Below are 26,700 nucleotides of genomic sequence, written 5' to 3' on the forward strand. Positions count from 1 at the left end.
CGACCTTCGTCGAACGGGAAAACTTCGCCGTAAAGCCGCCACAACCTGCGCGCTCAACTTCCAGTTACGGGCGCTGCGGGGGCGGTGAACGAGGGAGTGACGTTATGATGATCCGTGCTGCCGGTGGTCCCGGCTTGATCAGCCCGATCGACTTCGGGGAACGCAAGAAGCCTATCCCGCGCTGGATGCTGGGCGCCATCGGCGTCTCGGTGATCCTGCACGTTGCGGCGGGGGTGGTGCTTTATAATCAACGGTTCGAGCTGAGCGGGCTGACGCCGCCCGAAAAGCCCGATGCCCCGATCGATATCGTCTTCCAAACGCTGCCGGAGCCCAAGCCGCTTCCGCCCACGGTTACGGCCGCCCCGCCGACGCCAATCCATAAGCCGGCGCTGGCCGTTCCTGTCGATGTGCCGACAATCGCACTGACCCCGCCAGACAATCCGACGAATACGGCGCCGCCCGGACAAGTGATCGTCAGCACCGCACCCACCGGCGTCGAAGGCGGCACGGCGACGGTCGAGACGCCGCCTCGCCCGCCCTCGGTGATCAACAATCCGACCTGGGCCAGCCGTCCGTCGGCGGCCCAGATGGCGCGGGCCTATCCAAGCCGCGCCGCAGAGAACGGGACGCCAGGGTCCGCCAGCCTCAGCTGCGTGGTGCGGGTCGATGGCGGTCTGACCGGCTGTCGCGTTGTGGGCGAGACGCCGAGCGGCCAGGGCTTCGGCCGCGCCGCGCAGAGCCTGACGCGTGACTTCCGCATGAACCCGCGCACCGTTGACGGCCGGCCCATCGACGGCGCGACCGTCAACTTCACCGTCCGATTCGCGATGGAGGGCTAGAACCGACCAGGGTCGAGGGCGCGGGCGTGCGGCGACGCCGTCCGCCCCTCGATCGAATCGGCGACCACGGCGCCGACCAAGGGTCCCAGCAGCCAGCCGTTGCGGCGCGGCGCCAAGGCCAAAAACAGACCCTCTTCACCAGGCGCCGCGCCCGCGAGCGGCAGACCATCCGCCGTAGCGCCCCGGATGCCGACGCGCCATTCGACCGCCAGCGGTTCAGGCGACCGCCCCAGCGCAGCCCACGCCGCCTGGGTCAGGCGTTCGCACGCCTCGGCATCCGGCGCCGTATCCCGCCGCCCCGGCTCCATCGTCGCTCCGATGACCGCGCCAGACGCCATTGGCGCGACATAGGCGCCCGGTCCGCGCACGACATGATCGACAAGATGTCCGGCTGCGACACCGATCTGTCCGCGGATCGGCTGGATCTCCTCGATCAATCGGCGCGCGACATCGGGCAGACCCGCAACGGCCTCACCGGCGCCGGTGGCCAGCACGACCGCCTCCGCATCCAGCCACTGATCGCCGATTTCGAGTCGCCAGCCGCCATCGGCGCGGGCGATCGTCGTCACCCTCCCCGCTACGACAGCCTCGCCCAGCGCCTGCCTCAGCGCCGCTAACGCCTGTGCAGGATCGACCTGATAATCCTCTTCTGTCGTGACGGAGTCGCCCTCGCGCCATGCGTCGAAGCCCAGCGCGCGCAATCTCGCTTCCATCCCTTCCACGTCGCCGCCTCGCCATTCGGCCGGTCGATACGCCAGAGCGATCCTCGCCGCCGCCGCGAACTCGGGCCAAAGGTCGCGTCCCGCCCGAAACAGTTGGGCGCGATCAACCGACACGTCGTCGATGGCCGATTCCATTGCCGGGGCGATCATCCCCGCAGCGATCAGGGAGGCATTCACCTCGCCGGGATCGACCACCAACACCGCTTGGCCGCGCCGATGCAGTTCGAACGCCGTGCAAAGCCCCAGCACGCCGGCGCCGACGATCACGATTGGAGAAGAAGACATCACGGGCCGTCTGATCGACCCGTGACGCCCCTATTGCAAGATGGCTTTCGCCTATTCCGCCGCCATGGAGGCCGCGCCGGCGTCGTCCAGACGCGCGACCAGGGCCGCGTGCTGGTCCCACAGGGCGGTCGGCAGTCGATCGCCGAACTGGCGATAGAAGTCGGGGATCAGCGCCGCCTCTTCGGCCCAGACGCCTGCATCGACGTCCAACAGGGTCGACAATTGCGCCGGCGTCAGGTCCAGGCCTGACAGGTCCAAGGCCGTGACTGACGGCACGCGCCCGACCGCCGTATCGACCGCCTCGGCGTCGCCGTCGATCCGCTCGCTGATCCACTTCAGCACGCGCGCATTGTCGCCAAAACCGGGCCAGACGAAGCGGCCGTCCTGATCCTTTCTGAACCAGTTGACGAAGAAGATGCGCGGCAGTTTTGAGGCGTCTCGCCCCTGCCCCGTCTTCAGCCAATGGGAGAAATAGTCGCCCATGTTGTAACCGCAGAACGGCAGCATGGCGAAGGGATCGCGGCGCAGTTCGCCGACCTTGTTCTCGGCCGCCGCCGTGCCTTCGGACGCCACGGTCGAGCCCATGAAGACGCCGTGCTCCCAATCGAAGGCTTCGGTCACCAGCGGCACGGCGCTGGCGCGGCGGCCACCGAACAGAATGGCGTCGATCGGCACGCCCTTGGGATCTTCCCACTCCGGCGCGATGGCCGGGCATTGGCTGGCGGGCGCCGCGAAACGGGCGTTGGGGTGGGCGGCGGGTTCGCCGGACGCGGGATCGTGCGGATTTCCCTTCCAGTTCGTCAGGCCGTCAGGCGCCTGTTTCGTCAGCCCCTCCCACCACACGTCGCCATCGTTGGTCAGGGCGGTGTTGGTGAAGAGGGTGTTGGAGGCCAAGGTCTCCAGCGCATTGTGGTTGGTGTTGCGGCTGGTGCCCGGCGCGACGCCGAAGAAGCCGGCCTCGGGATTGACCGCATACAGTCGCCCGTCGTCGCCGAACCGCATCCAGGCGATGTCGTCGCCGATGGTCTCGGCCTTCCAGCCCGGCAGGCTGGGCTGCAGCATGGCCAGGTTCGTCTTGCCGCACGCGCTGGGGAAGGCGGCAGCGACGTATTTCGCTCGGCCCTTCGGATCCGTCAGCTTCAGGATCAGCATGTGCTCGGCCAGCCATCCCTCATCACGAGCCATGATCGAGGCGATGCGCAGGGCGTAGCATTTCTTGCCCAACAGGGCGTTGCCGCCATAGCCCGAGCCATAGGACCAAATCTCCCGCGTCTCGGGGAAATGCACGATCCATTTGTCGTCGTTGCAGGGCCAGGCCACGTCCGCCTGACCATCGGCCAGCGGCGCACCCAGGGTATGGACTGCCGGCACGAAGACGCCCGTTTCGCCCAACTGATCCAGCGCCGGTTTACCCATACGGGTCATCACGCCCATCGACAGGGCGACATAGCCGCTGTCGGTAATCTCGACGCCCAGGGCGCTTATCTCCGACCCCAGCGGGCCCATGCAGAACGGGACGACATACATGGTCCGCCCGGCCATGCAGCCGTCGAACAGACTGTCTAGGCGGGCGCGCATCTCGATCGGATCGGCCCAGTTGTTGGTCGGACCGGCGTCAGCCTCGTCGTCCGAGCAGATGAAGGTGCGGCTCTCCACGCGCGCGACGTCGCGGGGATCGGAGGCGGCGTAGTAGCAGCCCGGCCGCTTGGTCTGATCCAGCGCCTTCAGCGTGCCCTTGGCCAGCAGGTCGGCGGTGATGGCTTCTTTCTCGGCCTCGGAGCCGTCGCACCAATGGACCTTGGCGGGCTTGGTCAGGGCGGCGATCTGCTCGACCCAGGCGATCAGCCCGGCATGGGCGGTGGGCGCCGGGCGCAATCCGGGCGTAGTGAGAATGGACAAGGGCGTCTCCTGAGCGAAAAGGTCCGACGATCTGACGCCGTCGTGGCCTTCAGCGCGTGACGATCACGCACTGTTACAAGCGAATTGCGCCGGGCCTCGGTGATCGTCAAGTTGCGCAAAAAATGCACACACAACCGGCCTTTCGCGGTGAGAAATCGCAGATGTGTTCGTCGCGTTTCGGCGATACTTAGGTGGCATGAATAGCCTGGATTCCATCACTGTCTTGCCGGACGGCGCACTGACATCGCCCGCCGCGCGTCGAAACGCCGAGGCGATTCTTCGTGTGCTCCGCGCCCATCTGTCCGCGCGTGGATCGGTGCTCGAGATCGCGTCCGGATCGGGCGAACACGCCGCCGCCTTCGCCGCCGCCCTGCCGGATCTGGACTGGACGCCCAGCGACCCCAGCGATCAGGCCCGCGAAAGCATCACCGCCTGGAGCCGCCAGCTCGATCTGTCGAACCTGAAGCCGCCGTTGGCGCTCGACGCCGGCGATCACACGACATGGCCGTCCGACATTTTTGACGCCCTGTATTGTGCGAACATGACGCACATAAGCCCCTGGTCGGCGACCGAGGGGCTGATGGATCTGGCCGGTCGGGTCTTGCGACGGCCCGGCGGCCTGCTGGCGCTTTATGGCCCCTACCGCGAGGCCGAGGTTACGCTGGCGGAGTCGAACGCCGCCTTCGAGGCCAGTCTGAAGGCGCGAAACGTGCAATGGGGTTTGCGTGATCGCGAAGCGGTCGAGGCCCTAGCCCGCTCGCATGGCCTTGCAGCCACGCTACGGGTTCAGATGCCGACGAACAACCTCATCCTGCTGTTCCGCACCGTCTGATCAGACGATCGCGCCGACCAGCTTGGACAGTGCGCCGTTGTCGCTCAGCAGGGTCACGGCGCCGTCCTTGAAAACCGCGCCATCGGCCTCGGCGGAAACGCCGAAGCGCTCGGCCGACAGGGCCACGCCGTTAGCGAAGGCGATCACCGTCAGGCCGTTGGCGCGCGCCAGGTCGATCAGCGACCGCGCGGCCGCCAACGACGCCTCGTCCGTCGAACCGCCCGGAACGACCAAACCCTTCAGACGGCCTTCGGCGATGTCCTTGGCCGTTGCGGTGGCCAGCACTGTCACGCCGCCGGCGATCAGACTGGCGTCGCCCGTCGAGATCGGGGCCAGGCCCACGCCTTCGGCCCGCAACGCGCCCTCCACATCACCCAACTCGCCAAACGCCATGTCACGCCGCATCACCAGCCCCATGCGCAGACGGGTGGGAACGGGACGGTTGTAACCGGTGCGACGGGGGCCTGCGGAAGATTTGTTTTGAGCGAACAAGACGTCTCCTTGGTATGTTTCAATACTGATCCAGATCCGACAAGCGACGCTGTCGAACCACCCACGCCGATGACCAGAAAGATGAAAATCGACGGGTCCGACGCGTGTCGTCCCGCACTCTGGATCATTTGTGGAATGCCGTCAGATATAGTGACGATCCCGTCTGAATCAACCTGCCAGTTCAAACGGACCGGCCTTGCTAATTCTGAAAACGGCGATCCGCTTGCTCGCGATCCCGCCCGGCTCTAGACAGCCGCATCGACTGGACGACGGAATCGCATGGCCTTCACCCGCACCTATGATGGCGACGAGCCCGTTCGCGTGAACAAGTGGCTGGGCCAGACCGGCGTCTGTTCGCGACGCGAGGCCGATACCCTGATCGCCAATGGTCTGGTCTCTATCGATGGCGAGACGATCACCGACGCCGGCAGAAAGATCCAACCGGGCGAAACCCTGAGCCTGAACGACACCGCCCAGGCGGCCTTGGCGACGGGCATGACCCTGGTGCTGCACAAGCCGGTCGGTTACGTCTCGGGCCAGCCAGATCCCGGCAAGATCCCAGCCGTGCGACTTCTGAAGACGCCCAATCGTATCGGCGAGGGCGAGACGCCTGGCCGCGACGCCTCCCTACCCCCCATCGGTCGGCTGGATGAGGATTCTCGTGGCCTGTTGCTTCTGTCGTCGGACGGCGTCGTCGCCAAGGCGGTGATCGGCCCGGCGTCCGAGCTGGACAAGGAATATCTGGTCGTCGTCGAAGGCCAGATCACCGAAGGCAAGCTCAGCAAGCTGCGCCACGGCCTGTCGCTGAACGACAAGCCCCTGAAGCCCGCCCGCGTCACCCAGATCGAGCAGCAACGCCTTCGCTTCGTCCTGACGGAGGGCAAGTATCGCCAGATCCGCCGCATGTGCGAACTGGTCGAGCTGCAGGTCGTGGATCTCTATCGCATCCGCATCGGGCCGCTGGAACTGGGCAACCTGCCCGAGGGTCGCTGGCGCCACCTGACCGATCAGGAACGCGCGATGCTGATCGCGGCCTCGACGACGCCGCCCGCGCCATAATCTAGCGCCCTGAACCACCGATCCAGCAATTGGGCTTCCTCACGGCGCGCCGCGGTGCGTTCGGCGGCCTCGGCGTCCACGCCCCACTGCTCTTCCTGAAACAGCTCGTCGATCCGCGACAGGTCGAACGCCGCGCCGCCCTCCAACGCCCCCTGCTCCACCGCCAAGGCCAATACGGCCGACCCCAGCAGAGGCACGGCCGTCGCCAGTCCGGTCAGGCGGAAGTCGTCCAGCGACAGGGCGTGCGCCTTGACCCGCGCGATGGCGTCAGGCGACTGCGGCCGATGCACGATGCCTTCCACAGGCTCCAGCGCCACACCCATCTCGCGCGCGGCCCAATCGCGCCAAGGCCCCCACTCCCGCGCCTGCTGTTCGACCAGCGGCGTCGGATGTTCAGCCAGATAGCAGACCACATCCGATCCGGCATAGGCGGCGATCTCGTCCGCCACAGCCTCGCGCGCCTGCCCAATCCGGTCGATCGCGGTCGAGGCCAAGCGCGTCGCTGGCATGGTCGAGGGATCCAGGAACTGCCCCTGCGCCGCCCATTCGTCGGCGACCAACTGCGCCGCAGCCTGTGTCGGCAAGACCAGCGCCGCCTTGTCCGGCGTCTTCGGCGTGCGTCCGTCCAACAGCACGGCCCAGCCCCCGTCCGCATGCGGCCCGACACCCGCCTCGGTCCAGAAACGGGAGATGCGGTCTTCTGTCTCGCGGAACCCTTTGCGAGCGGCAACGATGGGATCGAGCGGTGGAATATGGCTCATCGGATTCGCTTCACGCCCAGGAATGGATCGTCTTCGGCTTCGTCTTCGGAGAAGCCGAAGTGGGCGAAGCCGGCTTTCATCTCGGGGCTCAAGGGGGCGGTGACCTTGAGAACGCCGCCGCGCGGGTGGTCCAGTTCGATGCTGCGGGCGTGGAGTTGCAGCTTCAGCGGACCCGACAGTTCACGCGATTTCTCATCGCCGTATTTCGGATCGCCCAGGATCGGATGGCCGATCCCCGCCATATGGGCGCGCAACTGGTGCGTCCGTCCGGTGAAGGGGCGCAACGCCATCCATGACGCCCGGTGCGAGGCGCGGCTGATGGTGGAGAACGCCGTTTCGGCCGGTTCGGCGCGCGGGTCCTTGCGCTCGGCCGGGCGCATCATCTCGAAGTCGTTGATGCCGGTCTTCTTCAGCGGCATGTCGATCTGGCCCGAATAGGGTTTCGGATTGCCGATGACGATGGCCCAATAGGTCTTCTTGGCCTGCCGCCGCGCGAAGGCGCCCGCCAGCCGCTTCGCCGCCTCCGGCCCCTTTCCCAGCAGCAGAACGCCCGAAGTGTCGCGGTCCAGACGGTGGACCAGACGCGGACGCTCCAATCCCTCGCCCCATGCCGACAGCAGACGGTCCACGTGGCGGCTCGTCTTGGTCCCGCCTTGCACCGCCAAACCATGCGGCTTGTTCAGGGCGATGACCATGTCGTCTTCGTACAGCACCAGCGACTTGGCGAAGGCGATGTCGCGTTCGGACAGGGTGTGGGCGTCGCCCGCCTGGCGAGAGGTGTCGTCGGGGATCGGCGGCACGCGCACGGCGGCGCCGGCGGTCAGCCGACCTTCGGGTTTGATGCGGGCGCCGTCCACGCGGATCTGGCCGCTACGGGCCATCTTCTGCACCTGGATGTTCGACAGATGCGGCCAGCGCCGACGAAACCAGCGATCCAGCCGGATGCCGTCCTCGTCCTCGGCGACATAGATCGTCAGGACTTCGCGCTTGGGCGCGTCGGCTGCGGGCGGCTGATCGGTCAAGCGGGAACTCCAAAGGCGCGGCGGGCGACCATCAGGCCGACGAACAGGGCCGCGATGGCCAGAACCACCGAGCCGATCACATAGGCGGCGGCCAGGCCGATTTGGCGGCGCTCGATCATCTGCACCGCTTCCAGCGAATAGGACGAAAAGGTCGTGAACCCGCCAAGCACGCCCACGGCGGCGAACAGGCGCACCATCTCCTGCTGCGCCCCGCCCCGGAACGCCAGCCAGCCGACGAGCAGACCCATCAGCAGACCGCCGCCGACGTTGGCGGCGAAGGTGCCAACGGGCCAGCCGGCATTGGGGGCAAGCCGCCCGGCGGCGAGGCCAAGGCCATACCGCGCCATGGAGCCGATGGCCCCACCTGCCGCAACGAGAAGAAAACGTGTCATCGTGCGGCGATATATACGCCGCCCGCGCCGAAAGCGATGGTCAGCGCGGGATGGAGCTCTGCACCGAACGTGCGTCATAGGCGTTCGGACGATCGGGCTTCTGGCCGCGTCCCAGAACCACTTCCAACGTCGTCGAGGTCGGCTGCGGTCCGCTGAAATTCAGACCAACGCCCACGCCGACGCCAGACGCCGAATAGCCGCCATATCGGCTGCTGCCGCCGCCGATGGAGACGCTCGGGCTGACGCCGCCTGCGCCACCCGGCCGACCATCGGTCCAGCTCTGCGTCACCTCGAACCAGTCGTAGCCTTGTTCGGTAGTCAGGTCGGCGGCGCGCACCAGCGCCCAATTGGCGACACGGCCCGCAGCGCCGACGCCGTCGTAGGTGACCCGATAGCGATTGGATTCGATCCGCTGCTCGGAATACCCCTGCCCGTTCGGCCCGATCTGCGCGCCATAGGGCGCCAGGCTGGCGCAGGCGGTCAGGGCCAGGGCGGAAAGGCCGGTTAGGGCGAGGGCGAGACGCTTCATCAGAGTTATCCTTTCCGTGACATAGCGCCGAAGCCGGGACGTCGTTCCGTCAGAGGCCGAGGAGCAAGGCGGCCAGCGCCAAAGCGGCTGGCACAGCCTGGACCAGCAGAATCTTGCGGCTGACAGTCGCCGCTCCATACAGGCCCGCGACGATGACGCAGCCCAGGAAGAAGATCTTGATCTGAAACCCCGGCTCGCCGAGCCAAAGGCCCCACGCCAGCCCAGCGACCAGAAACCCGTTGTAGAGGCCCTGATTGGCGGCAAGCACCTTGGTCTCCTCAGCCTTTTCGGCGTTCATGCCAAAGGCGTGCCGGCCGCGCGGCGTGGTCCACAGCACCATTTCCAGGACGACAATGTAGGCGTGGATCAGGGCGACGACGCCGATCAGGACGGTGGCGATCATGGGGCCTCTCCAGTTTCCGATACCAGTCGATCACGCTTGGAGTAGGCCCGCAACCTATAAGCCTAGCGCCGTCCTCAGCTTCGCGAAATCCTCAGGCGGCGGCGCCTCGACCGTCGTCGTCCCACCCTCGGGATGCGGAAAGGTCAGTTTGGCGGCATGCAGCATCAGACGCGGCGCCGGCCCGACCGGTGTGGTCAAGGCGCCCCCGTATCGCACGTCCCCGATCAACGGCCGGCCGATATGGGCCATATGCACCCTCAACTGATGCATCCGCCCGGTCAGCGGCTCCAGCTCGACCACGGCCCCTTCCGGTCCCTCGGCCAAGGTCCGATAGCGGCTTTGCGACCCTTGCGCGCCCGGCGCGTCAAAGGCGACGACCCGCATATAGCTCTCGCGCCCGATTTCTTCGCGTCGCAACGGCGCGTCTATGGTGGCCGCCCTGGGCTCAGGCGCGGCTGACAGCAGAGCCAGATACTGTTTTCTGAACCGCCGCATCTGCAACGCCTTGCCCAGAAAACTCGCCGCCGGCTTGGTCTTGGCCGCAAGGATCACGCCCGAGGTGTCGCGATCCAGCCGATGTACCAGCTCCGGCCGCTTGCCGTTTGACCGCGCGAACGCCCACAGCAGGTCGTCCAGCGTATGGGCCTTGATCCGCCCGCCCTGACTGGACAGGCCCGGCGGCTTGGAAAAGGCGATGACGTGCGCATCCTCGTGGATAACCCACGACCGGACGGCGGCGATATCATCGGATGAAAGATCGGCAGGAATGCGGGTCACGGCGCGTCCATACGCGACGGCGCGCCCTGCGTCAGCCCATCAGCGCAGCACGCCGCGTTTGCGCATATTGAACGCATAGCTAAACAGTAGAACCGCAATCAGCAGGATGACGATCGGCATCCAACTCATGGCCGCCACCTCGGGCGGCGCAGGCGGCGGGGGATCGATCAGCTTGCCATAGATCAGACTGACCAGGGCTCCCAACAGCGACAGGCCGAAGGCCTGAACCGCCCAGCGCAGGCGCAAAAGCAGCATCACCGAACCGATCACCGCACCCCAGACTCCCAGCGTCCACGGCACATACATCCAGCCGGGCATGGCCTCGTAATAGGCGACCATGGCATCGTCGAAACCCGCCGCCCGCATGTAGGCCTCACCCCGCGTCGTGGTCTGGATGAAGTCGAACGCGCCGAACCCATTCCATAGCAACGACAACACCCCCACCAGCCACAGATGCCAGGGCGTTTTCACCGTCTCGATCATCGTCCCCTCCCAAGGATGTCAGGCCGGAACGCTAACTGCGTTGTCGACTGGCGACAATGAACGACGTTCAGTCAGTCGTCTGACCCGTCCACCGCCATCCGCGCCCGCATCTCGGCCCAGCGCTCCAAACGCGCCTTGACCTTCTCCTCGTGTCCCTCGCCCTTGGGCTTGTAGAAGGTGCGACGGTCCATCTCGTCAGGGAAGAAGTTCGCGCCCGAGAAGCCCTCGGGCGTGGCTGGGTCGTACTGGTAGCCCTTGCCGTAGCCCAGCGACTTCATCAACTTGGTCGGGGCGTTGCGGATATGGGCGGGGGGCATCAGCGAGCCCGTCTCATAGGCCGCCTTCTTGGCCGCCTTGAACGCCTCATAGACACCCACCGACTTGGGCGCTGTCGCCAGATGCACCACCGCCTGGGCCAAGGCCAGTTCGCCCTCGGGACTGCCCAGGAAGTCGTAGGTATCCTTGGCTGCATTGGCGACCAGGATCGACAGCGGATCGGCCTCGCCGATGTCCTCGACCGCCATCCGCACGATCCGCCGAGCCAGATAGAGCGGATCCTCGCCTCCGTTCAGCATCCGCGCCAGCCAATAGAGCGCGGCGTCAGGATCAGACCCGCGCACCGATTTATGCAGGGCGGATATGAAGTTATAGTGTTCTTCTCGACTCTTGTCGTAGGCGGGCGCTCGGCGTTGCAGGACGCCTGCTAGCCCCTGCACGTCCAGCTTTTCGCCTTCAGGCAGATCGAACAACACCTCCGACATGGTCAGCAGATAGCGCCCGTCGCCGTCGGCCAGGGCCAGCATCGCCTGCCGGGCCTCCGGCGTTAGCGGCAGGGTCCGGTCCATATGCGTCTCGGCCCGGCTCAGCAGCTGATCCAATGCGGCGTCGTCCAGCCGCTTCAGCACATAGACCTGACTGCGCGACAGCAAGGCGCCGTTGAGCTCGAAGCTGGGGTTTTCCGTCGTGGCCCCGACCAGGGTCACCACGCCTGCCTCGACGAAGGGCAAAAAGCCGTCCTGCTGGGCGCGGTTGAAGCGGTGGATTTCATCGACGAACAGCAGCGTGCTCTGTCCCGCCGCACGCCGCATCCGCGCCGCCTCGAACGCCTTCTTCAAGTCGGCGACGCCCGAAAACACCGCGCTGATCGCCTGATATTCATAGCCGGCCGCCTGCGCCAGCAGGCGCGCGATCGTGGTTTTGCCCGTCCCCGGCGGTCCCCACAGGATCATTGACCCCAGCCGCCCGGCCTCAATCATGCGCCGGATCGGCCCGCCTGGCCCCAGCAGATGATCCTGCCCCACCACCTCGTCCAGCGTGCGCGGACGCAGGCGGTCGGCCAAGGGGGCGTCGGGGGGCAGAATGCCGGAGGCTTCGAACAGGTCGCTCATGGGTGCGACCTATGTAGGCGTTCGCCAAAGGCTTTTCACGCGTTAGTATGGCGAACCGCCACGGAGACCGCCCCATGACCGAAGCCAATCCGACCCAAGGTCCGACTTCTGGCGTGACACCCCACCTTACCATCCCGTCGCGCGGCGCCTCTGCGGCGATCGATTTCTACATCATCGCCTTCGGCGCCGGGGTGTTGGACCGCCGTCTCGCCGACGACGGCGAGCGACTGATGCACGCCCACCTGAGGATCAACGGCGCCAGCGTCATGTTGAATGACGAGTTTCCGGAATACGGCGGCTCGCAGGATGTCCGCCCTGCCGGCGTGACCCTGCATCTTCAGGTCTCCGATCCCGACGCCTGGTGGACGCGCGCCATGACCGTCGGCGGCGCGGAACCTGTGCTGGACATGGCCGATCAGTTCTGGGGCGACCGCTACGGCGTCCTGCGCGACCCCTTCGGCCATACCTGGTCGATCGGCGGGCCGACGAAGACCTGAAGACCTATCTCAGCACGCCGCGGATCTGACGGCCGCCACGGTTGACGACGACCTCCCAAGGGCCGCGACCGGAACTGGCGGCCTCCACATCGCGGGCCGAGCCGATGGCGCGGCCGTTGATGCTGACGATCAGGTCGTTCTGGCGGAAGCCCGCACGGGCCGCGTAGCCGCGTCCGGACACGCCCGTCACGATGACGCCCGTCGCGAACGGATCGCCGCCCAGTCGGTCGGCCAGAGCAGGGCTGAGCGCGACGACCTCGGCCCCGGCGAAGGGGCCGGACTGGATCGTCACCCCCTGCTTCGGATCAGCGTCGCCCGGCAGGCTTTGCACCCGCGCCGTCAGGGTCTGCGCCCGTCCGTCGCGCAGGATGGACACCTGCACCTGATCGTTCGGATTGCGTGAGCCGATGCGATAGTTCAGCCCGTTCTGGTCATTGATCTCCTGACCGTCGACGGCGGTGATGACGTCGCCCTGACGAATGCCGGCGCGCGCGGCCGGACCGTTGGCGTAGACGTCGGTGACGACCAGCCCCTGCGGCCGGCTAAGGCCCAGGCTGCCGGCGATGTCGCCAGTCACAGTGTCGCCCTTCACGCCCAGCCACGGCCGAACCACAGCCGTCGCGCCGCCCAGCGCGCTGTCGACGACCCGCTTGACCATGGCCGCCGGCACGGCGAACCCGACGCCGGCCGAGGAGCCCGAGCGCGAGAAGATGGCGGTGTTGATGCCGATCAGGTCGCCGTCCATGTCTACCAGCGCCCCGCCTGAGTTGCCGGGGTTGATGGCCGCATCGGTCTGGATGAAGGACCCGCTGTCGGAAATGCCGGTCTCGGTTCGGTTCAGGGCCGAGATGATGCCGTTGGTCACCGTCTGGCCCACGCCGAACGGATTGCCGATGGCCAGAACCAGATCGCCGACCTGCTGCTCTTCCTGATCGTCGATAGCCAGGACCGGCAGGCGGTCGCTGACGTTCTCCAGCCTCAGCACGGCGATATCGCTGCGCTCGTCGGCCAGGATGACGGTGGCGGGAAACTCGCGCCGATCGTTCAGCACGACCTTGATCTGCTGGGCGCCGTCGATGACGTGGTTGTTGGTCACCACGATCCCGTCAGAGCGGACGATGACGCCGGAACCCACGGATTCCGCCACCCGCGCCTGGGGAATGCCGCCGCCGAAGAATTGGAAGAAGGGATCGGCCTGCACCCGCTGCACGCTACGTGCCGAGATATTGACCACGGCCGGCGCGGCGGATCGCACCACGGGCGCAAAACTGGACTTCATTCCCGCCGCATCGGCCGGGGCGGTGCGCGTCGGCTGGGCGAACTCGCCCTCCTGCGCCTTGGAGTTCGAGGGATTGCCGCACGCCGACAAGGCGAAGGCGGCGGCGAGCACGATCGATCGGGTCTTCATGGGCATCCGAGAAAGTCAGGCTTCAAGCGACACCATTCCGCACCCGGTTTCGGGCCGGATCAAGGCGTGTGCGCGGCCTCAACGGAAAAGCGGGACAGCCCGTTCCGCCCGGCGGCGAACGCAAGATTGTCAACGGCTTCGAGCTTGACGCCTTGCACCCTGCGTCGGACTGTCGCGGCTCCCCAAGCCGCCTGAAGAGTCCTCGATGATCCGTTCTTGCCTGCGCGCCGCTCCGCTCGGCCTCGCCCTACTCTTGGCCTCGACCGCCCCGGCCGCCCTGGCGCAGCAGACCTCGACCACTCCGCCCTCCCTGCCCGCGCCCCTGCCTGCGATTCCGGAAGCGCGGGACGTCGCCTATCCCGGCGTCATCACCCTGGACGTCGACGCCACCAATCTGGCCCAGCACATCTTTGCGGTGAAGGAAACGATCCCGGTCGCCCAGGCGGGACCGATGACCCTGTTCTTCCCCGAGTGGCTGCCGGGCAACCACGGCCCCGTCGGCCCCATCGCGCAGTTGGCCGGCATCGAGATCACCGCGAATGGCCAGCGGGTGCAGTGGGTTCGCGACACCCTGCATCCCTTCGCCTACCACGTGGTCGTCCCGGCCGGTGCGACGGCGCTGAACATCACCCTGCAGCACCTGTCGCCGACGACCGGCAATCAGGGCCGCATCACGATGACGCCCGAGATGCTGAACATCCAGTGGGAGAAGATGCTGCTCTATCCCGCCGGCCACTGGTCGCGGAACATCACGATCCAGCCCACGGTCAAGTTCCCCGCCGGCTGGCAGTTCGGCACAGCGCTGGAACCCGAAACCAAGGCTGGCGACGTCCAGACCTTCAAGCCCGTCAATCTGGAGGTGCTGATCGACAGCCCGGTCTTCGCCGGCGTCCACTATCGCCAGATCGACCTCGATCCCGGCGGCCGCTCGCCCGTTCGCGCCAACATCGTCGCGGACAAGGCCGACAGCCTGAGGGCCACCGACGAGCAGATCCAGATCCTGCGCAATCTGGTCGCCCAGATGGACCGGCTGTATGGTGCGCGCCATTTCGACCACTACGACTTCCTGATCGCCATGACGGACAAGCTGGGCGGCATCGGGCTGGAGCATCACCGCAGTTCGGAAAACTCGGTCGATCCCGCCTTCTTCACCGGCTGGGACACCCATCTGTCCGACCGCGACCTGCTCAGCCACGAGATGAACCACTCCTGGGACGGCAAATGGCGCCGCCCCGCCGACCAGTATGTGCCCAACTTCAACAGCCCGCTGCAGAACAGCCTGCTGTGGGTCTACGAGGGCCAGACCCAGTACTACGGCCAGGTGATCGCCGCCCGCTCGGGCCTGCTCAGCAAGCAACAGGCGATGGACGCTCTGGCCATGACCGCCGCGACCTACGACACGCGCGTCGGCCGCGAATGGCGCGCCCTTCAGGATACCACCAACGACCCGATCATCAGCCAGCGCCAGCCCAAGGGCTGGCTGTCGTGGCAGCGCGACGAGGACTACTATTCGGAGGGCGAGCTGATCTGGCTCGACGTCGACACCACGATCCGCGAGAAGACCGGTGGCCGGAAGTCGCTCGACGACTTCGCCCGCGCCTTCTATGGCGTTCAGGACGGCAGCTACACCCCCGCTCCCTATACGTTCGAGGATGTGGTCGCGGCCCTGAACGGCGTCGTCGCCAATGATTGGGCGACCTTCCTGCGCACCCGCCTGGACGCCGACGGCCCCGAGGCCCGCGCCCCGCTGGACGGTCTGGCGCGCGGCGGCTGGCGGCTGGCCTATTCGGACAAGCCCACCGATTACATGAAGACCCTGTACGCCGAGCTGAAACGCAATGACTTCACCTATTCGCTGGGCTTCCAGACGGGCGAGGGCAACAAGATCCGCAGCGTCCAGTGGAACGGCCTGGCCTTCAAGTCGGGCTTGGCCGCCGGGATGGAGATCGTCGCCGTCAATGGGCAGGCCGCCAGCGCCGAACGCCTGACCGAGGCCGTCACCGCGGCCAAGGATCCGTCGACGCCCATCACCCTGATCGTCAAGGACGACGAGCAATACCGCACCGTCGTCTTCGACTACCACGACGGCCTGCGCTACCCCCGCCTGGAACGCATCCCCGGCACACCTGACCGCCTGGGCGACATCCTGACGCCGCGTCGGCGCTGACGTCGCACGTCTCCTCCCGATCGTTCGCGAGAGGGAGGAGACACAACGCCACGCTTGACGCATCGCCCCTCGCCCCCGACGGTGCGGCTCCCTCGCCGAACCGGATGACCGAATGCCGCGTACCCGTCTGACCGCCGCCTGCCTCGCCGTTTTGATGATGGCCGCCGCTTCGCCAGTTCTGGCCCAGAGTTTCCAGTCCACTCCGGTCGTCATCGATGCGACCCAGGCGCCGCTGGCCCTGCCCCGCGCCCAGCCGGCCATCCCGGCGCCGCAAGACAAGCCCTATCCGGGCGTGATCCAGTACCGCGCCGACATCACCGACCTAAACCGTCGCATCATCAACGTCAGCCAGACCATCCCGGTCGCCAGCCCGGGCCCGCTGACCCTGCTCTATCCGAAGTTCCTGCCCGGCAACCACGCCGCCACCGGCCCGATCCAGCTGCTGTCCGGCCTGACCGTCACCGCCAATGGCCAGCGGATCGAGTGGCTGCGCGACACGCTGGACCCTTACGCCTTCCACCTCGACATCCCGGCGGGCGTGACCAGCATCGACGTGCAGTTCCAGCAACTGACCCAGCCGGACGCCTCCAACTGGCGCGTGCTGATGACTCCGGCCATGGTCAATCTGCAGTGGGAAAAGGCCATCCTCTATCCGTCCGGCTATTTCAGCCGCCAGATCCAGGTCGCCCCCTCAGTGGTCCTGCCTACCGGTTGGAAATACGGCACGGCCCTGACCACGGCGTCTCAGGACGGCGACGTGGCGACCTTCGCCCCGACCGACCTCTACACCCTGATCGACAGCCCCATCTTCGCCGGCGCCCATTATCGCCGCGTGGACATCGACCCCAGCGGCGAGCGCGTCCACCTGAACATCCTGGCTGACGAGGCCAAGGGTCTGGCCGCCACTGACGACCAGCTGAAACTGTTCGAGAACATGGTCCAGCAGGCCGACCGCCTGTTCGGCGCCCGCCACTTCGACAACTACGAATTCCTGTTCGCCCTGACCGATCAGATGGGCGGCATCGGGCTGGAGCATCATCGCTCGTCCGAGAACACCGGCGCGCCCGACTTCTTCACCAACTGGACCAAGAGCGCCGGCGACCGGGGTCTGCTGCCGCACGAGTACACCCACTCCTGGAACGGCAAGTTCATGCGTCCGGCGGATGAGCTGACCGCCAACCACAACGTCCCGACCCAGAACACCCTGCTGTGGGTCTATGAGGGTCAGACCGAATACTGGGGCGATGTGCTGGCCGCCCGTTCGGGCCTGCATTCGAAAGACGTGGCCCTGGCCACCCTGGCCAGCGTCGCCGCCTTCTATGACAACCAGCCGGGTCGCCAGTGGCGCGCCTTGCAGGACACCAACAATCACAATCTGCTGGGCTATCGCGTGCCGGGCCAGTTCACCTCATGGATGCGCGGCACGGGGGACTATTACCGTGAAAGCCTGCTGGTCTGGCTGGACGCCGACACCCTGATCCGCGAGGGCACCAATGGCCGCAAGTCGCTAGATGATTTCGCCAAGGGCTTCTTCGGTCACGACGACGGCGAATGGGCGCCTCAGGGCTACACCTTCGAAGACGTCGTCGCGGCCCTGAATGCGGTCTATCCCCACGACTGGGCCGTCTTCCTGCGCACCCGTCTGGACGCCGTCGGTCCCGACGCCCGTGCGCCGCTGGCCGGGATCGAGCGTGGCGGCTGGCGACTGACCTACACAGACACGCCCTCGGCGGTGGAAAAGTCGGTTCAGAGCGGCTGGGCCAACGACTTCCAGTATTCGCTGGGCTTCACCCTGTCGGGCGACAAGCTGACCAACATCCGCTGGGGCGGGCCCGCCTTTGAGCAAGGCCTCGGCGCCGGCTGGAGCCTAGTCGCCGTCAACGGCAAGGCCGGCTCGGCCGAGGTGTTGCGCGACGCCGTCACGGCGGCGAAAGGGAGCGACGCCCCAATCGAATTGCTGCTGAAATCCGGCGATCACTTCCGCACAGTGGCCTTCGATTACCACGACGGCCTGCGCTACCCGCGGCTGGAACGGATCGCGGGCGCGCCGGATCGCCTGGCCGACATCCTCGCGCCTCGCCGGCGCTGAAAGCGTCTCCTCCCCGCCTTGCGGGGAGAAGACACTCCCCCTACTTCAACAGCTTCAGCAACGCCTCGGCCGCCGCGTGCGACGAGCCGGGGTTCTGCCCGGTCACCAGCTTGCCGTCGGTCAGAACATAGGAGCCCCAGTCCGGCCCCTTGGAGTAGTCGCCGCCGTTGGCGGTCAGCACGTTCGCGACCAGGAAGGGCACCACGTCGGTCAGGCCCACGGCCTCCTCTTCGGAGTTGGTGAAGCCGGTCACCTTGCGGCCGTTGACCAGCGGCTTGCCATCCGGCCCGTTCACCGACTTCAGCACGCCGGGCGCATGGCAGACGAAGCCGGTCGGCTTGTCCGCCTTGGCGAAGGCCTCGATCAGGGCGATGGAGTCGGCGTCGTTCGCCAGGTCCCACAGCGGTCCGTGGCCGCCGGGATAGAAGACGGCGTCGAAATCCTCGGCCTTCACCGACGACAGGACGACGGTCGAGGCCAGGGCGGCCTGGGCTTCGGGGTCGGCCTTGAACCGGCGCGTGTCGTCGGTCTGGGCGTCGGGGTCGTCGCTCTTGGGGTCCAGCGGCGGCTGACCGCCCTTCGGCGAGGCCAGCACGATCTCCGCGCCCGCATCCTTCAGCGCGTAATAGGGCGCCGCCAGTTCTTCCAGCCAGAAGCCGGTCTTCTTGCCCGTGTCGCCGAGTTGGTCGTGCGACGTCAGCACCAGCAGAATTTTCATAGGGGATGGCTCCGTCTTGGGGTGTCCACAGATGGGAAGCCGCACGGCGCCGCTCAAGACTGGCCTCGATGCCGAAAACACCCCACCCTGTCGACCTCGATCAGCGGAGACGACGTCGCATGAAGCCTTGGTTCGGTCTGTTCGCCGCCCTGATGGGCCTGATGATCTTCAGCCCGTCGGCGCACGCGGCCGGCCCCTGCAACATCGGGCAGGCGGGCGCGACCCAGGCCGTCGCCTTCGGCCGCAGCGGACGCACGATGCGGATCCACCTGCCCATCGGTTTTGACCCCGCAAAGCCGTCGCCTCTGGTCTTCCTGCTGCACGGCAGCGGCGGCACCGGAGAGAAGATGCTGGCGTCTTCCGGCCTGGCTGAGGCGGCGGATCGGCACGGCTTCATCGTCGCTGCGCCCGACGCCGGCATTCCGGTCGAGCGGGGCTTCGTCTGGAACATTCCCGGCGTCCCGACCATCACCGGCGCCGTTCCCGGCCCCGACGACGCCGACGACGTGGCCTATCTGACGACCGCCATCCGCTATCTGGCCGACCAGGGCTGCGTCGACGACAACCGAGTCTACGCCACCGGTCTGTCGGGCGGCGGGCGGATGGCGTCCTGGCTGGGTTGCGTCGCCGCCGACCGTTTCGCCGCCATCGCCCCGGTCGTCGGCTTGCGCGCCGGCAACCCGATAAAGGACCGCCCGCAGCAACCCGATCCCGCCACCTGCCGCCCCTCGCGTCCCATGCCGGTCATCGCCTTCGCCGGCGACGCCGACACCACCAATCCGATCCAGGGCGGCGGTGCAGGCTACTGGAGCTACACCATGCACGCCGCCGAACAGCGCTGGGCCCAGCTGAACGGCTGCACCCAGGTGCGCGACACCCGCTGGATCGCCGACAAGGTCTATGAAGAGGGCTACGCCGCCTGCCGCGACGGCGCGGACGTGGTGGGCCGCATCACCTCAGGCGGCGGCCACAGCTGGGTCGCCGACAACGACGCCCTGTGGGCCTTCTTCGCTATGCGCAGCCGACCGCAGCGCTGAGCGCTCGACGCACCACAGTAGCGCCCGGCCTCAAGTAGCGCGAAGCGCGATAGGCCCAGAAAAAACTTGCGGTAGCCCCCAAAAGAAAAGACCCGGCGGTTTCCCGCCGGGCCTCTCCGATCTTCAGCAAATGCCGAAAGTCAGATCTTACTTGATCTGGACCTTGGCGCCGGCTTCCGTCAGCTTCTTGGCGACTTCGTCGGCTTGTTGCTTGGAGACGTTCTCGACGACGTTCTGCGGAGCGCCTTCGACCAGGTCCTTGGCTTCCTTCAGACCCAGGTCCGAACGGACGCCGCGGACTTCCTTGATCACGTTGATCTTCTTGTCGCCGCCGTCGACCAGGACGACGGTGAATTCGGTTTGCTCTTCGGCAGCTTCAGCCGGAGCGCCGCCGCCGGCGGCCGGAGCAGCCATGGCGACCGGAGCAGCGGCGCTGACGCCCCACTTTTCTTCCAGCAGCTTGGAGAGTTCAGCAGCTTCGAGGACGGTCAGAGCGGACAGGTCTTCGACGATCTTGGCGAGGTCAGCCATTGTCAGTTTTCCTTCGGAGGATTGGTTTTAGAGAGTGATGCAGAGATGAAAGGCTGGGCCGCTTACGCGGCTTCCTTGGTGGCGTAGGCGTTGAACACGCGAGCCAGCTGACCGGCGGGTGCTTGCAGCACGCCGGCGATACGGGTCGCAGGCGCGTTGAGCAGGCCGATGAGTTGACCGCGAACCTCGTCGAGCGTCGGCAGCTTGGACAGTGCGTCCACGCCCTTCTGGTCAACGACGGTCGAGCCCATGAAGCCGCCGACGATCTTGAAGCGATCGTTGGCCTTGGCGAACTCGGTGACGACCTTGGCGGCCGTACCGGGGTTCTCGGAATAGGCGATGCCCACGGGACCCTTGAACAGGTTGTGGTATTCGCTGCCTTCCTCCGCTTCGAGCGCCTTCAGCGCCAGGCGGTTCTTGACCACCTTGAACGCGCCGCCTTCTTTACGAAGACGGCCACGCAGATCTTCCATTTCCGCAACGGTCAGACCCAGGTTGTGGGTCACGACCACGCTGCCGGCGTCGGCGAAAACGCCCTTGAGCGATTCGATAGACTCGGCTTTTTGAGCGCGATCCATTGCGGTCTCCAGTCTTGGTATTCGCCGCCGGGCTTATTCCCGACGACGGATTGGCCAAAGCGCGTCGCATTGCTGCGAAACGTCGGGCCGGTCTTATTGTCCGAAGGATGCGTCTGACGGCGTCCATCCCGGAATGCGGGCTGACAGCGCAAGGTCGCGTCCCCATCTCCCCACGGCGTCAGAGGGCTCTCTGACAGTTATGGCCTGGGTGACCCCCACGCCCCGAAGTTCTCGGACAGGACCGTCAGAAGATGAACCTCCGACGGGAAGCGGCGCTCTTACAGGCGCCGGCGTTGGAAATCAACCCGGCTTAACGCCGACTGGGCTTAGCGCCGGTCTGCCCGGCCTCGCCGCAGTCAAACCGGGCGCAGTATTTGCTCTGCAATTCGGTCATGAAGCTGGTCATCACTTCGATCTGCGACTCTTGCACGGCCACGCCCAATGGAATCGCCTTGGCCGCTACCGCTCTTCCGACAGGACTGCGATAGAAGTCGATCTGACCGCGCAGTTCTTCTTCGGTGTAAAGCTCCGCATAGGCCGGAACCATGTCGTCCAGCAGACGCACCACCATGCGGCTGAGCATCGGCGGCATATTGGTCCGGATCCAGGCCGCCTCCTCGCCGCCCTTCTGAGTGATTCCGTCCAACTGCTCGCTCATGGCCTGCTCGAATTCCTTCATGAAGTTCGGTCCGGCGGAGAGGTCGATCAGTTCGCGCGCCAGGACGCTGCGGCGGGCCAGGCCTTCGTCTGGACGAACGACGACCTGGAGGCGCTCCTCTCCCCCGTTCGGCGCCCCAGTGCTTTGCGCCAGCGCTGCCGTACCCGAACCGAACGCCGAAACAAGCGCCACTCCCAGCGCCAGATTATGAATGATGCTCATGATCGCCTCCCCTGCTCCCTTATCGGCAGGCATTACCCCAGCTGACCAGTCGAATTCGACCGACGGTTGCTCAATCCTCCAGCGGCGTGGCGTCGAAGTCGCGGATCAGCGCGGCCAGGTCGGGCTCGTGAACTAGGTCCGCCGCCTCGCTCAGGCTCATCCAGCGGCGCTCGCGCTGATGCGCCTCGGGCCAGGCGCCCATCTGGATCAACACTTCCAGCGGATAGACCGACACCACGCACTGGCGCACGCCCCCATCCTTCAACCCCTTGGCGTATCGGAAGACGCCGATGGACTGGATGTCGATGTCGCCCTTGACCCCCGCCTCCTCCATCGCCTCCTGGGCGGCGGCTTCGGGATCGCTCTTGCCGACCATCCGCCCGCCCTTGGGGATCACCCAGCGCCGCGTTTCGCGCGAGGTGATCATCAGGATGCGACGCTCGCCGTCCTCCAGCCGCCACGGCAGGGCCGCGACCTGCCGTGTCTCGGAGCGGGTGGTGCGTTTCGACCGGGCCTGCGCCACGCCTCAGCCCTCGCCCATCGCGTGAGCGGTCCTGACGATTCGTGCTGGCGCTCGCCCAATCTTCACGTCTGGTTCCAGGTCTGCCGGTCGCGGCCGCCCTCGAAACGGGATCGCGACGGCGGCGTCAAGTTGTCAGACCACGGACGGTCCGTTTTATTTCTCTCCCGGCGCCTTGGCCTTTGGATCGCCCAGCACGTCCTGACGATACAGCATGGTGATCAGCGTGTGCAGCACCAGCGCCAGCGGCGTGGCGAACAGCACGCCCAGCGGCCCGAACAGAGTGCCGATGCCCACGACGGCGAAGATGCCCAGCACGACCGGCAGGTTGGCGACGTTCTTCTGCACCATCGGCGTGATGAAGTTGCTCTCCAGCTGAGACACCACGACATACAGCGCCAGCGTCGTCAGGGCCATTTGCCAACCCTGCGTGGCCCCGACCAGCACAGCCGGCACGGTGGAGACGATGGGACCCACGATCGGCACGAACTGCGCCAGACCCGTCAGCAGACCCAGCCCCAGCGCCGACGGGACGCCGATGATGGCCAAACCGACGCCCGTCAGCGTCCCGACCAGCACCATCGAAAACAGCTGCGCCTTCAGCCAGCCCTTCAGCGCCTTGCCGCAGCTGTTCAGCACTTCGCGCATCCGCGGCCGCCGATCCATGGGCAGCATGGAAAGCAGCCCCTCGCGCGACTTGGCGGGCTCGATCGCCAGGAAGACGCCGGCCACAACGACGAGCAACAGGGTCGTCACGCCAGATGCGAAGCCCAGGGCGAACTTCTGCGCCACCTGCAGCGCCTGACCGGCTCGGTCGCCCAAGCCCTGAATCTGGTCGAACAGTTGCGCGGCATAAGGTTGGGCCTGAATCCAGGACTGCACCTGGTTCCAGCCTTCCGGCACAACGGCGGACAAGGCGACGACCTGCTCGGTGATTTGCGTGCCGAACAGGGTCAGCACGCCCGCCAGCACGGCGACGACGATCAGGAGCGATAGAAAGACCGCCAAAGGATCCGGCGCCTTCAGCCAGCGCACGATGGGATCGGCCAAGGCCCGCAGGATCACCGCCACCACGATGGCGCCGAAGATCAGCAGCCACAGAGTCTGAAGCGTCACGATCAGCTGGACCGCGAAATAGGCCGCCACCAGCACGATGGCGCCGAACGCGAGGCGCCCCTTCCACAGGTCGTGGCCGCCCACACTAGGCTTGTCGCCCATCAGTTTTCCCAGTCCGAACATATCGCCCCCTTCAAGGTCGCGACAGAAACGCGGGTCGAGCGTGGCCGTTCGCCGCATGCGCTAAAAAAGTCAGTGGGCGTCGGAGGATCGCTGATCGTAGGCCGTTTGCGCGGCCGCGACTTCCGGCATCCGGGTCTCGGCCCAGTCGATCATCGACTGCATCGCCGCCATCAGGGTCCGGCCCAGCGGCGTGACCGCATAGGTCACCGACACCGGCACGGTGGCCACGACGGAGCGTGACACCAGCCCGTCTCGCTCCAGAGATTTCAGCGTCTGGCTCAGCATCTTCTGCGATACCCCATCGACCCGCTGTTTCAGGGCGTTGAACCGGATCGGCCCCTCTCCAAGCACGATCAGGATCAGGGTGCTCCACTTGTCGGCGATGCGGTCCAGCAGCTGGCGCGTCGGACAGTTCGCTGCGAACACATCGCCGCGCAGCCAGGTTTCTTGAAGGTGACCAGGTGTCTGAGAGGTGCCGTCTTGCATGGGCGCATCCCATATCGCACCTGGTATCCATTGGATACCCAAAGGAGCCCTCCATGAAAGTCGCAGTCCTCGGCGCCAGCGGTCGCGCCGGCTCGGAAATCACCAAGGAACTGGCCGCGCGCGGTCACACGGTCACCGCCATCGCCCGCAAGCCGGAAGCGATCCCGGCCGTCACCGGCGTCACGCCTGTCGCCGGCGACGCCTCGGACGCCGCCGCGCTCGCCGACCTGATCAAGGGTTCGGACGCGGTCATCAGCGCCCTGCACTTCGATATTCCCGCCGCGACGATCCTTGGCGCGCTGAAGACCACCGGCGTCCCGCGCCTGCTCGTCACCGGCGGCGCCGCCAGCCTGGAGGTCGCGCCCGGCGTCCTCTTGTTCGACACGCCGCAGTTTCCGGCCGAATGGAAGCCCATCGCCAAGGGCGGGCTGACCTTCCTGGACGACCTGCGTCAGGAAACGGACATCGACTGGACCTTCTTCTCTCCCGCCGCCCTGATCGAGGAAACGCCGCGCCTGGGCCGCTATCGCACCGGAACCGACCAACTGGTCGTGGACGCCAACGGCGACAGCAAGATCGGCTTCTCCGACTACGCCGTCGCCATGGTCGACGAGCTGGAAAACCCCAAGCACAGTCGCGCCCGCTTCACCGCCGCCTACTGATCCGGGCAAGAAAAAACGGCGGGGATCGCTCCCCGCCGTTCTTCAGTGTGGCTTGTCTTTCGACTTAGGCGCCCAGCGAGGCCGGGTCGACCTTGAAGCCCGGGCCCATCGTCGAGGACAGGCTGATGCGCTTCACATAGGTGCCCTTGGCGCCCGACGGCTTGGAACGCACCAGGGCGTCCACGATGGCCTTCACGTTGGCTTCCAGGGCGTCCTGGGTGAACGAGACCTTGCCGATGCCGGCGTGGACGATGCCCGCCTTCTCGACGCGGAACTCGACGGCGCCGCCCTTGGCGTCCTTGACGGCCTGGGCCACGTTCGGAGTCACGGTGCCGACCTTGGGGTTCGGCATCAGGCCGCGCGGGCCCAGCACCTTACCCAGACGGCCGACCAGGGCCATCATGTCCGGCGACGCGATCACGCGATCGAACTCCATGAAGCCGCCGGCGATCTTTTCGTACAGATCTTCGGCGCCGACGTGTTCGGCCCCGGCTGCGGTGGCTTCGGCGGCCTTGGCGTCCTTGGCGAAGACGGCGACGCGAACGTCACGGCCGGTGCCCGACGGCAGGTTGACGACGCCACGGACCTGTTGGTCGGCGTGACGCGGGTCGACGCCCAGGTTGACCGAGATTTCCAGCGACTCGTCGAACTTGGCCTTGGCGTTTTCCTTGGCCAGTTTGATGGCGTCGGAGAACGGCAGCAGGTCTTGGGTCACGCCGGTGCGGGCCTTGAAGGCCTTGGTTTGCTTGGCCATGGTTTAGCCCTCCACCACTTCGAGGCCCATCGCGCGGGCGGAGCCTTCGATGATCTTGGCCGCCGCGTCGATGTCGTTGGCGTTCAGATCCTTCATCTTCTTTTCGGCGATCTCGCGCAGTTGCGCCTGCGTGATCTTGCCGGCGACTTCACGGCCAACCAGCTTCGAACCCGACTTCAGGCCCGTGGCCTGCTTCAGGTACCAGGTCGCCGGGGGCGTCTTGGTGATGAAGGTGAACGACTTGTCCTGATAGACGGTGATCACGGTCGGAAGCGGGGTGCCCTTGGCTTCCTTCTCGGTGCGCGCGTTGAACTCCTTGCAGAAGCCCATGATGTTCACGCCGCGTTGACCCAGAGCCGGGCCGATCGGGGGCGAAGGCGTGGCCGAACCGGCCGGCACTTGCAGCTTGATATAGCCGAGAATCTTCTTGGCCATTGGTCTCTCCTATGAATGACCCGGCGCGAACGCAGGGCCGGTGAGCCGTGGTGCGGCATGGCTGCCTCCCACGGATTTGCCGCTCCACGAACCGAAGGGCCCGCCGAGCGAAGGCGCGCCTGTAACAGAGGGGGGATGGAAAGGCAACGCACCGCCCCGTCGTCGCCACAGAAACGAAAAAGCCGCGCCCTTTCGGACGCGGCTTAAATCTCGACAGGTGCGTGAGCCTTAGCCCGCGACCTTCTCCACCTGGGCGTATTCCAGTTCGACCGGCGTGGCGCGACCGAAGATGGACACGGCGACGCGCAGGCGGGCGTGTTCTTCGTCCACGCTCTCGACCGAACCGTCGAAGCTGGCGAACGGGCCGTCGATGACCTTGACCTTCTCGCCGATGTCGAAGCGGATGGTGGGCTTCGGACGCTCGACGCCTTCTTCCACGGCGCCGATGATGTTCTGAACTTCACGCTCGGAGACCGGCAGGGGCTTGGTGCCGCCTGCGGCGCCCAGGAAGCCGGTGACCTTCGGCGTGTTCTTGACCAGGTGATAAGCTTGGTCGGTCATTTCCATCTTCACCAGCACATAGCCGGGGAAGAACTTGCGTTCCGAGTTCACCTTGCGGCCGCGACGGATCTCGACGACGTCCTCGGTCGGAACCAGGATTTCGGAGAAGGCGTCTTCCAGGCCCTGTTGCTTGGCCTGATCGCGCAGCTGCTCGGCGACCTTCTTCTCGAAGTTCGAGTAGGCGTTGACGATATACCACTTGTGGCGCGGATTGGCGGGCTTTGCAGGCGCTGCATCGGTCATGGGCGCGTCTTT

30 protein-coding genes are annotated in these 26,700 nt (G+C 66.3%); 8 read left to right on the plus strand and 22 right to left on the minus strand.

The window, feature by feature from the left end; all coding sequences use genetic code 11:
- Positions 1-104: 104 nt before the first annotated feature.
- Complete coding sequence (locus O2K97_RS11670; protein ID WP_269219379.1) at positions 105-839, plus strand: TonB family protein; 735 nt, start codon at positions 105-107, stop codon at positions 837-839.
- Here O2K97_RS11670 and O2K97_RS11675 read toward each other — a convergent pair.
- The gene (locus O2K97_RS11675; RefSeq protein WP_269219380.1) at positions 836-1,846 is read right to left on the minus strand and encodes an NAD(P)/FAD-dependent oxidoreductase; all 1,011 of its coding nucleotides are present in this window, start codon (positions 1,844-1,846) and stop codon (positions 836-838) included. The genes O2K97_RS11670 and O2K97_RS11675 overlap by 4 nt on opposite strands.
- Before the next feature lie 51 nt (positions 1,847-1,897).
- Entirely contained in the window at positions 1,898-3,745 is a 1,848-nt protein-coding gene (locus O2K97_RS11680; RefSeq protein ID WP_269219381.1) for a phosphoenolpyruvate carboxykinase (GTP), read from the minus strand.
- A gap of 196 nt (positions 3,746-3,941) precedes the next feature.
- Between O2K97_RS11680 and O2K97_RS11685 the strand changes: the two genes are divergently transcribed.
- Positions 3,942-4,577, plus strand: a complete 636-nt coding sequence (locus tag O2K97_RS11685; RefSeq protein ID WP_269219382.1) for a DUF938 domain-containing protein — start codon at positions 3,942-3,944, stop codon at positions 4,575-4,577.
- Here O2K97_RS11685 and O2K97_RS11690 read toward each other — a convergent pair whose 3' ends face one another.
- Positions 4,578-5,069 (minus strand): hypothetical protein, encoded by a 492-nt coding sequence (locus O2K97_RS11690; protein WP_269219383.1) that lies wholly within the window; start codon positions 5,067-5,069, stop codon positions 4,578-4,580.
- A gap of 279 nt (positions 5,070-5,348) precedes the next feature.
- Between O2K97_RS11690 and O2K97_RS11695 the strand changes: the two genes are divergently transcribed.
- Entirely contained in the window at positions 5,349-6,128 is a 780-nt protein-coding gene (locus tag O2K97_RS11695; protein ID WP_269219384.1) for a pseudouridine synthase, read from the plus strand.
- On the opposite strand, the gene O2K97_RS11700 is transcribed toward O2K97_RS11695, so the two are convergent.
- The 8 genes from O2K97_RS11700 to O2K97_RS11735 all read right to left on the minus strand — a co-directional run bounded on the left by O2K97_RS11700 (position 6,077) and on the right by O2K97_RS11735 (position 11,883).
- The gene (locus O2K97_RS11700) at positions 6,077-6,889 is read right to left on the minus strand and encodes an ATP12 family chaperone protein (protein WP_269219385.1); all 813 of its coding nucleotides are present in this window, start codon (positions 6,887-6,889) and stop codon (positions 6,077-6,079) included. The two genes, O2K97_RS11695 and O2K97_RS11700, sit on opposite strands and share 52 nt — an antisense overlap.
- A complete protein-coding gene (locus O2K97_RS11705) occupies positions 6,886-7,911 on the minus strand; it encodes an RluA family pseudouridine synthase (protein WP_045811444.1) in 1,026 nt (341 codons plus the stop codon). Before O2K97_RS11705 ends, O2K97_RS11700 begins: the two co-directional genes overlap by 4 nt.
- On the minus strand, positions 7,908-8,303 hold the full coding sequence (gene crcB, locus O2K97_RS11710; protein ID WP_112861726.1) for a fluoride efflux transporter CrcB: 396 nt from the start codon (positions 8,301-8,303) through the stop codon (positions 7,908-7,910). Before crcB ends, O2K97_RS11705 begins: the two co-directional genes overlap by 4 nt.
- A gap of 40 nt (positions 8,304-8,343) precedes the next feature.
- A complete protein-coding gene (locus O2K97_RS11715) occupies positions 8,344-8,832 on the minus strand; it encodes a CC0125/CC1285 family lipoprotein (RefSeq protein WP_269219386.1) in 489 nt (162 codons plus the stop codon).
- A gap of 49 nt (positions 8,833-8,881) precedes the next feature.
- A complete protein-coding gene (locus O2K97_RS11720; RefSeq protein ID WP_269219387.1) occupies positions 8,882-9,235 on the minus strand; it encodes a DUF1304 domain-containing protein in 354 nt (117 codons plus the stop codon).
- Between the two features lie 54 nt (positions 9,236-9,289).
- Entirely contained in the window at positions 9,290-10,012 is a 723-nt protein-coding gene (locus tag O2K97_RS11725; RefSeq protein ID WP_269219388.1) for an RluA family pseudouridine synthase, read from the minus strand.
- Between the two features lie 39 nt (positions 10,013-10,051).
- The gene (locus O2K97_RS11730; protein ID WP_269219389.1) at positions 10,052-10,495 is read right to left on the minus strand and encodes a hypothetical protein; all 444 of its coding nucleotides are present in this window, start codon (positions 10,493-10,495) and stop codon (positions 10,052-10,054) included.
- A 71-nt stretch (positions 10,496-10,566) separates the two neighbouring features.
- Positions 10,567-11,883, minus strand: coding sequence for a replication-associated recombination protein A (locus O2K97_RS11735; protein WP_269219390.1), 1,317 nt, complete (start codon positions 11,881-11,883; stop codon positions 10,567-10,569).
- A gap of 74 nt (positions 11,884-11,957) precedes the next feature.
- Between O2K97_RS11735 and O2K97_RS11740 the strand changes: the two genes are divergently transcribed.
- On the plus strand, positions 11,958-12,380 hold the full coding sequence (locus O2K97_RS11740) for a VOC family protein (protein ID WP_269219391.1): 423 nt from the start codon (positions 11,958-11,960) through the stop codon (positions 12,378-12,380).
- A gap of 4 nt (positions 12,381-12,384) precedes the next feature.
- On the opposite strand, the gene O2K97_RS11745 is transcribed toward O2K97_RS11740, so the two are convergent.
- Positions 12,385-13,788: a Do family serine endopeptidase gene (locus O2K97_RS11745; RefSeq protein ID WP_269219392.1), complete on the minus strand. Its 1,404-nt coding sequence runs from the start codon at positions 13,786-13,788 to the stop codon at positions 12,385-12,387.
- Between the two features lie 205 nt (positions 13,789-13,993).
- Between O2K97_RS11745 and O2K97_RS11750 the strand changes: the two genes are divergently transcribed.
- The gene (locus O2K97_RS11750) at positions 13,994-15,955 is read left to right on the plus strand and encodes a M61 family metallopeptidase (protein WP_269219393.1); all 1,962 of its coding nucleotides are present in this window, start codon (positions 13,994-13,996) and stop codon (positions 15,953-15,955) included.
- Positions 15,956-16,067: 112 nt separating this feature from the next.
- On the plus strand, positions 16,068-18,044 hold the full coding sequence (locus O2K97_RS11755) for a M61 family metallopeptidase (RefSeq protein ID WP_269219394.1): 1,977 nt from the start codon (positions 16,068-16,070) through the stop codon (positions 18,042-18,044).
- 40 nt (positions 18,045-18,084) lie between these two features.
- Here O2K97_RS11755 and O2K97_RS11760 read toward each other — a convergent pair whose 3' ends face one another.
- Positions 18,085-18,762, minus strand: coding sequence for a type 1 glutamine amidotransferase domain-containing protein (locus O2K97_RS11760; protein ID WP_269219395.1), 678 nt, complete (start codon positions 18,760-18,762; stop codon positions 18,085-18,087).
- 119 nt (positions 18,763-18,881) lie between these two features.
- On the opposite strand from O2K97_RS11760, the gene O2K97_RS11765 reads away from it, so the two are divergent.
- On the plus strand, positions 18,882-19,799 hold the full coding sequence (locus O2K97_RS11765; protein WP_269219396.1) for an alpha/beta hydrolase family esterase: 918 nt from the start codon (positions 18,882-18,884) through the stop codon (positions 19,797-19,799).
- Positions 19,800-19,946: 147 nt separating this feature from the next.
- Here the strand turns inward: O2K97_RS11765 and rplL are convergent, their stop codons facing one another.
- The 6 genes from rplL to O2K97_RS11795 form a co-directional block, all read right to left on the minus strand.
- Positions 19,947-20,330: a 50S ribosomal protein L7/L12 gene (gene rplL / locus O2K97_RS11770; RefSeq protein ID WP_017506702.1), complete on the minus strand. Its 384-nt coding sequence runs from the start codon at positions 20,328-20,330 to the stop codon at positions 19,947-19,949.
- A 62-nt stretch (positions 20,331-20,392) separates the two neighbouring features.
- A complete protein-coding gene (gene rplJ / locus O2K97_RS11775; protein ID WP_017506701.1) occupies positions 20,393-20,908 on the minus strand; it encodes a 50S ribosomal protein L10 in 516 nt (171 codons plus the stop codon).
- Between the two features lie 310 nt (positions 20,909-21,218).
- The gene (locus tag O2K97_RS11780; RefSeq protein WP_269219397.1) at positions 21,219-21,788 is read right to left on the minus strand and encodes a DUF2059 domain-containing protein; all 570 of its coding nucleotides are present in this window, start codon (positions 21,786-21,788) and stop codon (positions 21,219-21,221) included.
- Between the two features lie 70 nt (positions 21,789-21,858).
- On the minus strand, positions 21,859-22,311 hold the full coding sequence (locus O2K97_RS11785; RefSeq protein WP_269219398.1) for an NUDIX hydrolase: 453 nt from the start codon (positions 22,309-22,311) through the stop codon (positions 21,859-21,861).
- A 153-nt stretch (positions 22,312-22,464) separates the two neighbouring features.
- Positions 22,465-23,547, minus strand: coding sequence for an AI-2E family transporter (locus tag O2K97_RS11790; protein ID WP_269219399.1), 1,083 nt, complete (start codon positions 23,545-23,547; stop codon positions 22,465-22,467).
- Positions 23,548-23,616: 69 nt separating this feature from the next.
- Positions 23,617-24,033 carry a winged helix-turn-helix transcriptional regulator gene (locus O2K97_RS11795; protein WP_269219400.1) on the minus strand — a complete coding sequence of 139 codons (417 nt, stop codon included), beginning with the start codon at positions 24,031-24,033 and terminating at the stop codon, positions 23,617-23,619.
- A 53-nt stretch (positions 24,034-24,086) separates the two neighbouring features.
- Between O2K97_RS11795 and O2K97_RS11800 the strand changes: the two genes are divergently transcribed.
- Positions 24,087-24,695 carry an NAD(P)-dependent oxidoreductase gene (locus O2K97_RS11800; protein WP_269219401.1) on the plus strand — a complete coding sequence of 203 codons (609 nt, stop codon included), beginning with the start codon at positions 24,087-24,089 and terminating at the stop codon, positions 24,693-24,695.
- A 64-nt stretch (positions 24,696-24,759) separates the two neighbouring features.
- On the opposite strand, the gene rplA is transcribed toward O2K97_RS11800, so the two are convergent.
- From rplA to nusG, 3 genes are all read right to left on the minus strand, one after another.
- Positions 24,760-25,449: a 50S ribosomal protein L1 gene (gene rplA, locus O2K97_RS11805; RefSeq protein ID WP_017506695.1), complete on the minus strand. Its 690-nt coding sequence runs from the start codon at positions 25,447-25,449 to the stop codon at positions 24,760-24,762.
- Positions 25,450-25,452: 3 nt separating this feature from the next.
- Complete coding sequence (gene rplK, locus O2K97_RS11810) at positions 25,453-25,884, minus strand: 50S ribosomal protein L11 (protein ID WP_055754816.1); 432 nt, start codon at positions 25,882-25,884, stop codon at positions 25,453-25,455.
- 228 nt (positions 25,885-26,112) lie between these two features.
- A complete protein-coding gene (nusG, locus tag O2K97_RS11815; RefSeq protein ID WP_017506694.1) occupies positions 26,113-26,688 on the minus strand; it encodes a transcription termination/antitermination protein NusG in 576 nt (191 codons plus the stop codon).
- Positions 26,689-26,700: the final 12 nt, after the last annotated feature.

Source organism: Brevundimonas vesicularis, assembly GCF_027105095.1.
Taxonomy (GTDB): Bacteria; Pseudomonadota; Alphaproteobacteria; order Caulobacterales; family Caulobacteraceae; genus Brevundimonas; species Brevundimonas vesicularis_E.

Bases quoted from the DNA above. Each gene is read 5' to 3' on its own strand.
- O2K97_RS11670 (WP_269219379.1), top strand. From the start codon at position 105: ATGATGATCCGTGCTGCCGGTGGTCCCGGCTTGATCAGCCCGATCGAC.
- O2K97_RS11675 (WP_269219380.1), bottom strand. From the start codon at position 1,846: ATGTCTTCTTCTCCAATCGTGATCGTCGGCGCCGGCGTGCTGGGGCTT.
- O2K97_RS11685 (WP_269219382.1), top strand. From the start codon at position 3,942: ATGAATAGCCTGGATTCCATCACTGTCTTGCCGGACGGCGCACTGACA.
- O2K97_RS11695 (WP_269219384.1), top strand. From the start codon at position 5,349: ATGGCCTTCACCCGCACCTATGATGGCGACGAGCCCGTTCGCGTGAAC.
- O2K97_RS11700 (WP_269219385.1), bottom strand. From the start codon at position 6,889: ATGAGCCATATTCCACCGCTCGATCCCATCGTTGCCGCTCGCAAAGGG.
- crcB (WP_112861726.1), bottom strand. From the start codon at position 8,303: ATGACACGTTTTCTTCTCGTTGCGGCAGGTGGGGCCATCGGCTCCATG.
- O2K97_RS11715 (WP_269219386.1), bottom strand. From the start codon at position 8,832: ATGAAGCGTCTCGCCCTCGCCCTAACCGGCCTTTCCGCCCTGGCCCTG.
- O2K97_RS11720 (WP_269219387.1), bottom strand. From the start codon at position 9,235: ATGATCGCCACCGTCCTGATCGGCGTCGTCGCCCTGATCCACGCCTAC.
- O2K97_RS11730 (WP_269219389.1), bottom strand. From the start codon at position 10,495: ATGATCGAGACGGTGAAAACGCCCTGGCATCTGTGGCTGGTGGGGGTG.
- O2K97_RS11735 (WP_269219390.1), bottom strand. From the start codon at position 11,883: ATGAGCGACCTGTTCGAAGCCTCCGGCATTCTGCCCCCCGACGCCCCC.
- O2K97_RS11740 (WP_269219391.1), top strand. From the start codon at position 11,958: ATGACCGAAGCCAATCCGACCCAAGGTCCGACTTCTGGCGTGACACCC.
- O2K97_RS11745 (WP_269219392.1), bottom strand. From the start codon at position 13,788: ATGAAGACCCGATCGATCGTGCTCGCCGCCGCCTTCGCCTTGTCGGCG.
- O2K97_RS11750 (WP_269219393.1), top strand. From the start codon at position 13,994: ATGATCCGTTCTTGCCTGCGCGCCGCTCCGCTCGGCCTCGCCCTACTC.
- O2K97_RS11755 (WP_269219394.1), top strand. From the start codon at position 16,068: ATGCCGCGTACCCGTCTGACCGCCGCCTGCCTCGCCGTTTTGATGATG.
- O2K97_RS11760 (WP_269219395.1), bottom strand. From the start codon at position 18,762: ATGAAAATTCTGCTGGTGCTGACGTCGCACGACCAACTCGGCGACACG.
- O2K97_RS11765 (WP_269219396.1), top strand. From the start codon at position 18,882: ATGAAGCCTTGGTTCGGTCTGTTCGCCGCCCTGATGGGCCTGATGATC.
- rplL (WP_017506702.1), bottom strand. From the start codon at position 20,330: ATGGCTGACCTCGCCAAGATCGTCGAAGACCTGTCCGCTCTGACCGTC.
- rplJ (WP_017506701.1), bottom strand. From the start codon at position 20,908: ATGGATCGCGCTCAAAAAGCCGAGTCTATCGAATCGCTCAAGGGCGTT.
- O2K97_RS11780 (WP_269219397.1), bottom strand. From the start codon at position 21,788: ATGAGCATCATTCATAATCTGGCGCTGGGAGTGGCGCTTGTTTCGGCG.
- O2K97_RS11790 (WP_269219399.1), bottom strand. From the start codon at position 23,547: ATGTTCGGACTGGGAAAACTGATGGGCGACAAGCCTAGTGTGGGCGGC.
- O2K97_RS11795 (WP_269219400.1), bottom strand. From the start codon at position 24,033: ATGCAAGACGGCACCTCTCAGACACCTGGTCACCTTCAAGAAACCTGG.
- O2K97_RS11800 (WP_269219401.1), top strand. From the start codon at position 24,087: ATGAAAGTCGCAGTCCTCGGCGCCAGCGGTCGCGCCGGCTCGGAAATC.
- rplA (WP_017506695.1), bottom strand. From the start codon at position 25,449: ATGGCCAAGCAAACCAAGGCCTTCAAGGCCCGCACCGGCGTGACCCAA.
- rplK (WP_055754816.1), bottom strand. From the start codon at position 25,884: ATGGCCAAGAAGATTCTCGGCTATATCAAGCTGCAAGTGCCGGCCGGT.
- nusG (WP_017506694.1), bottom strand. From the start codon at position 26,688: ATGACCGATGCAGCGCCTGCAAAGCCCGCCAATCCGCGCCACAAGTGG.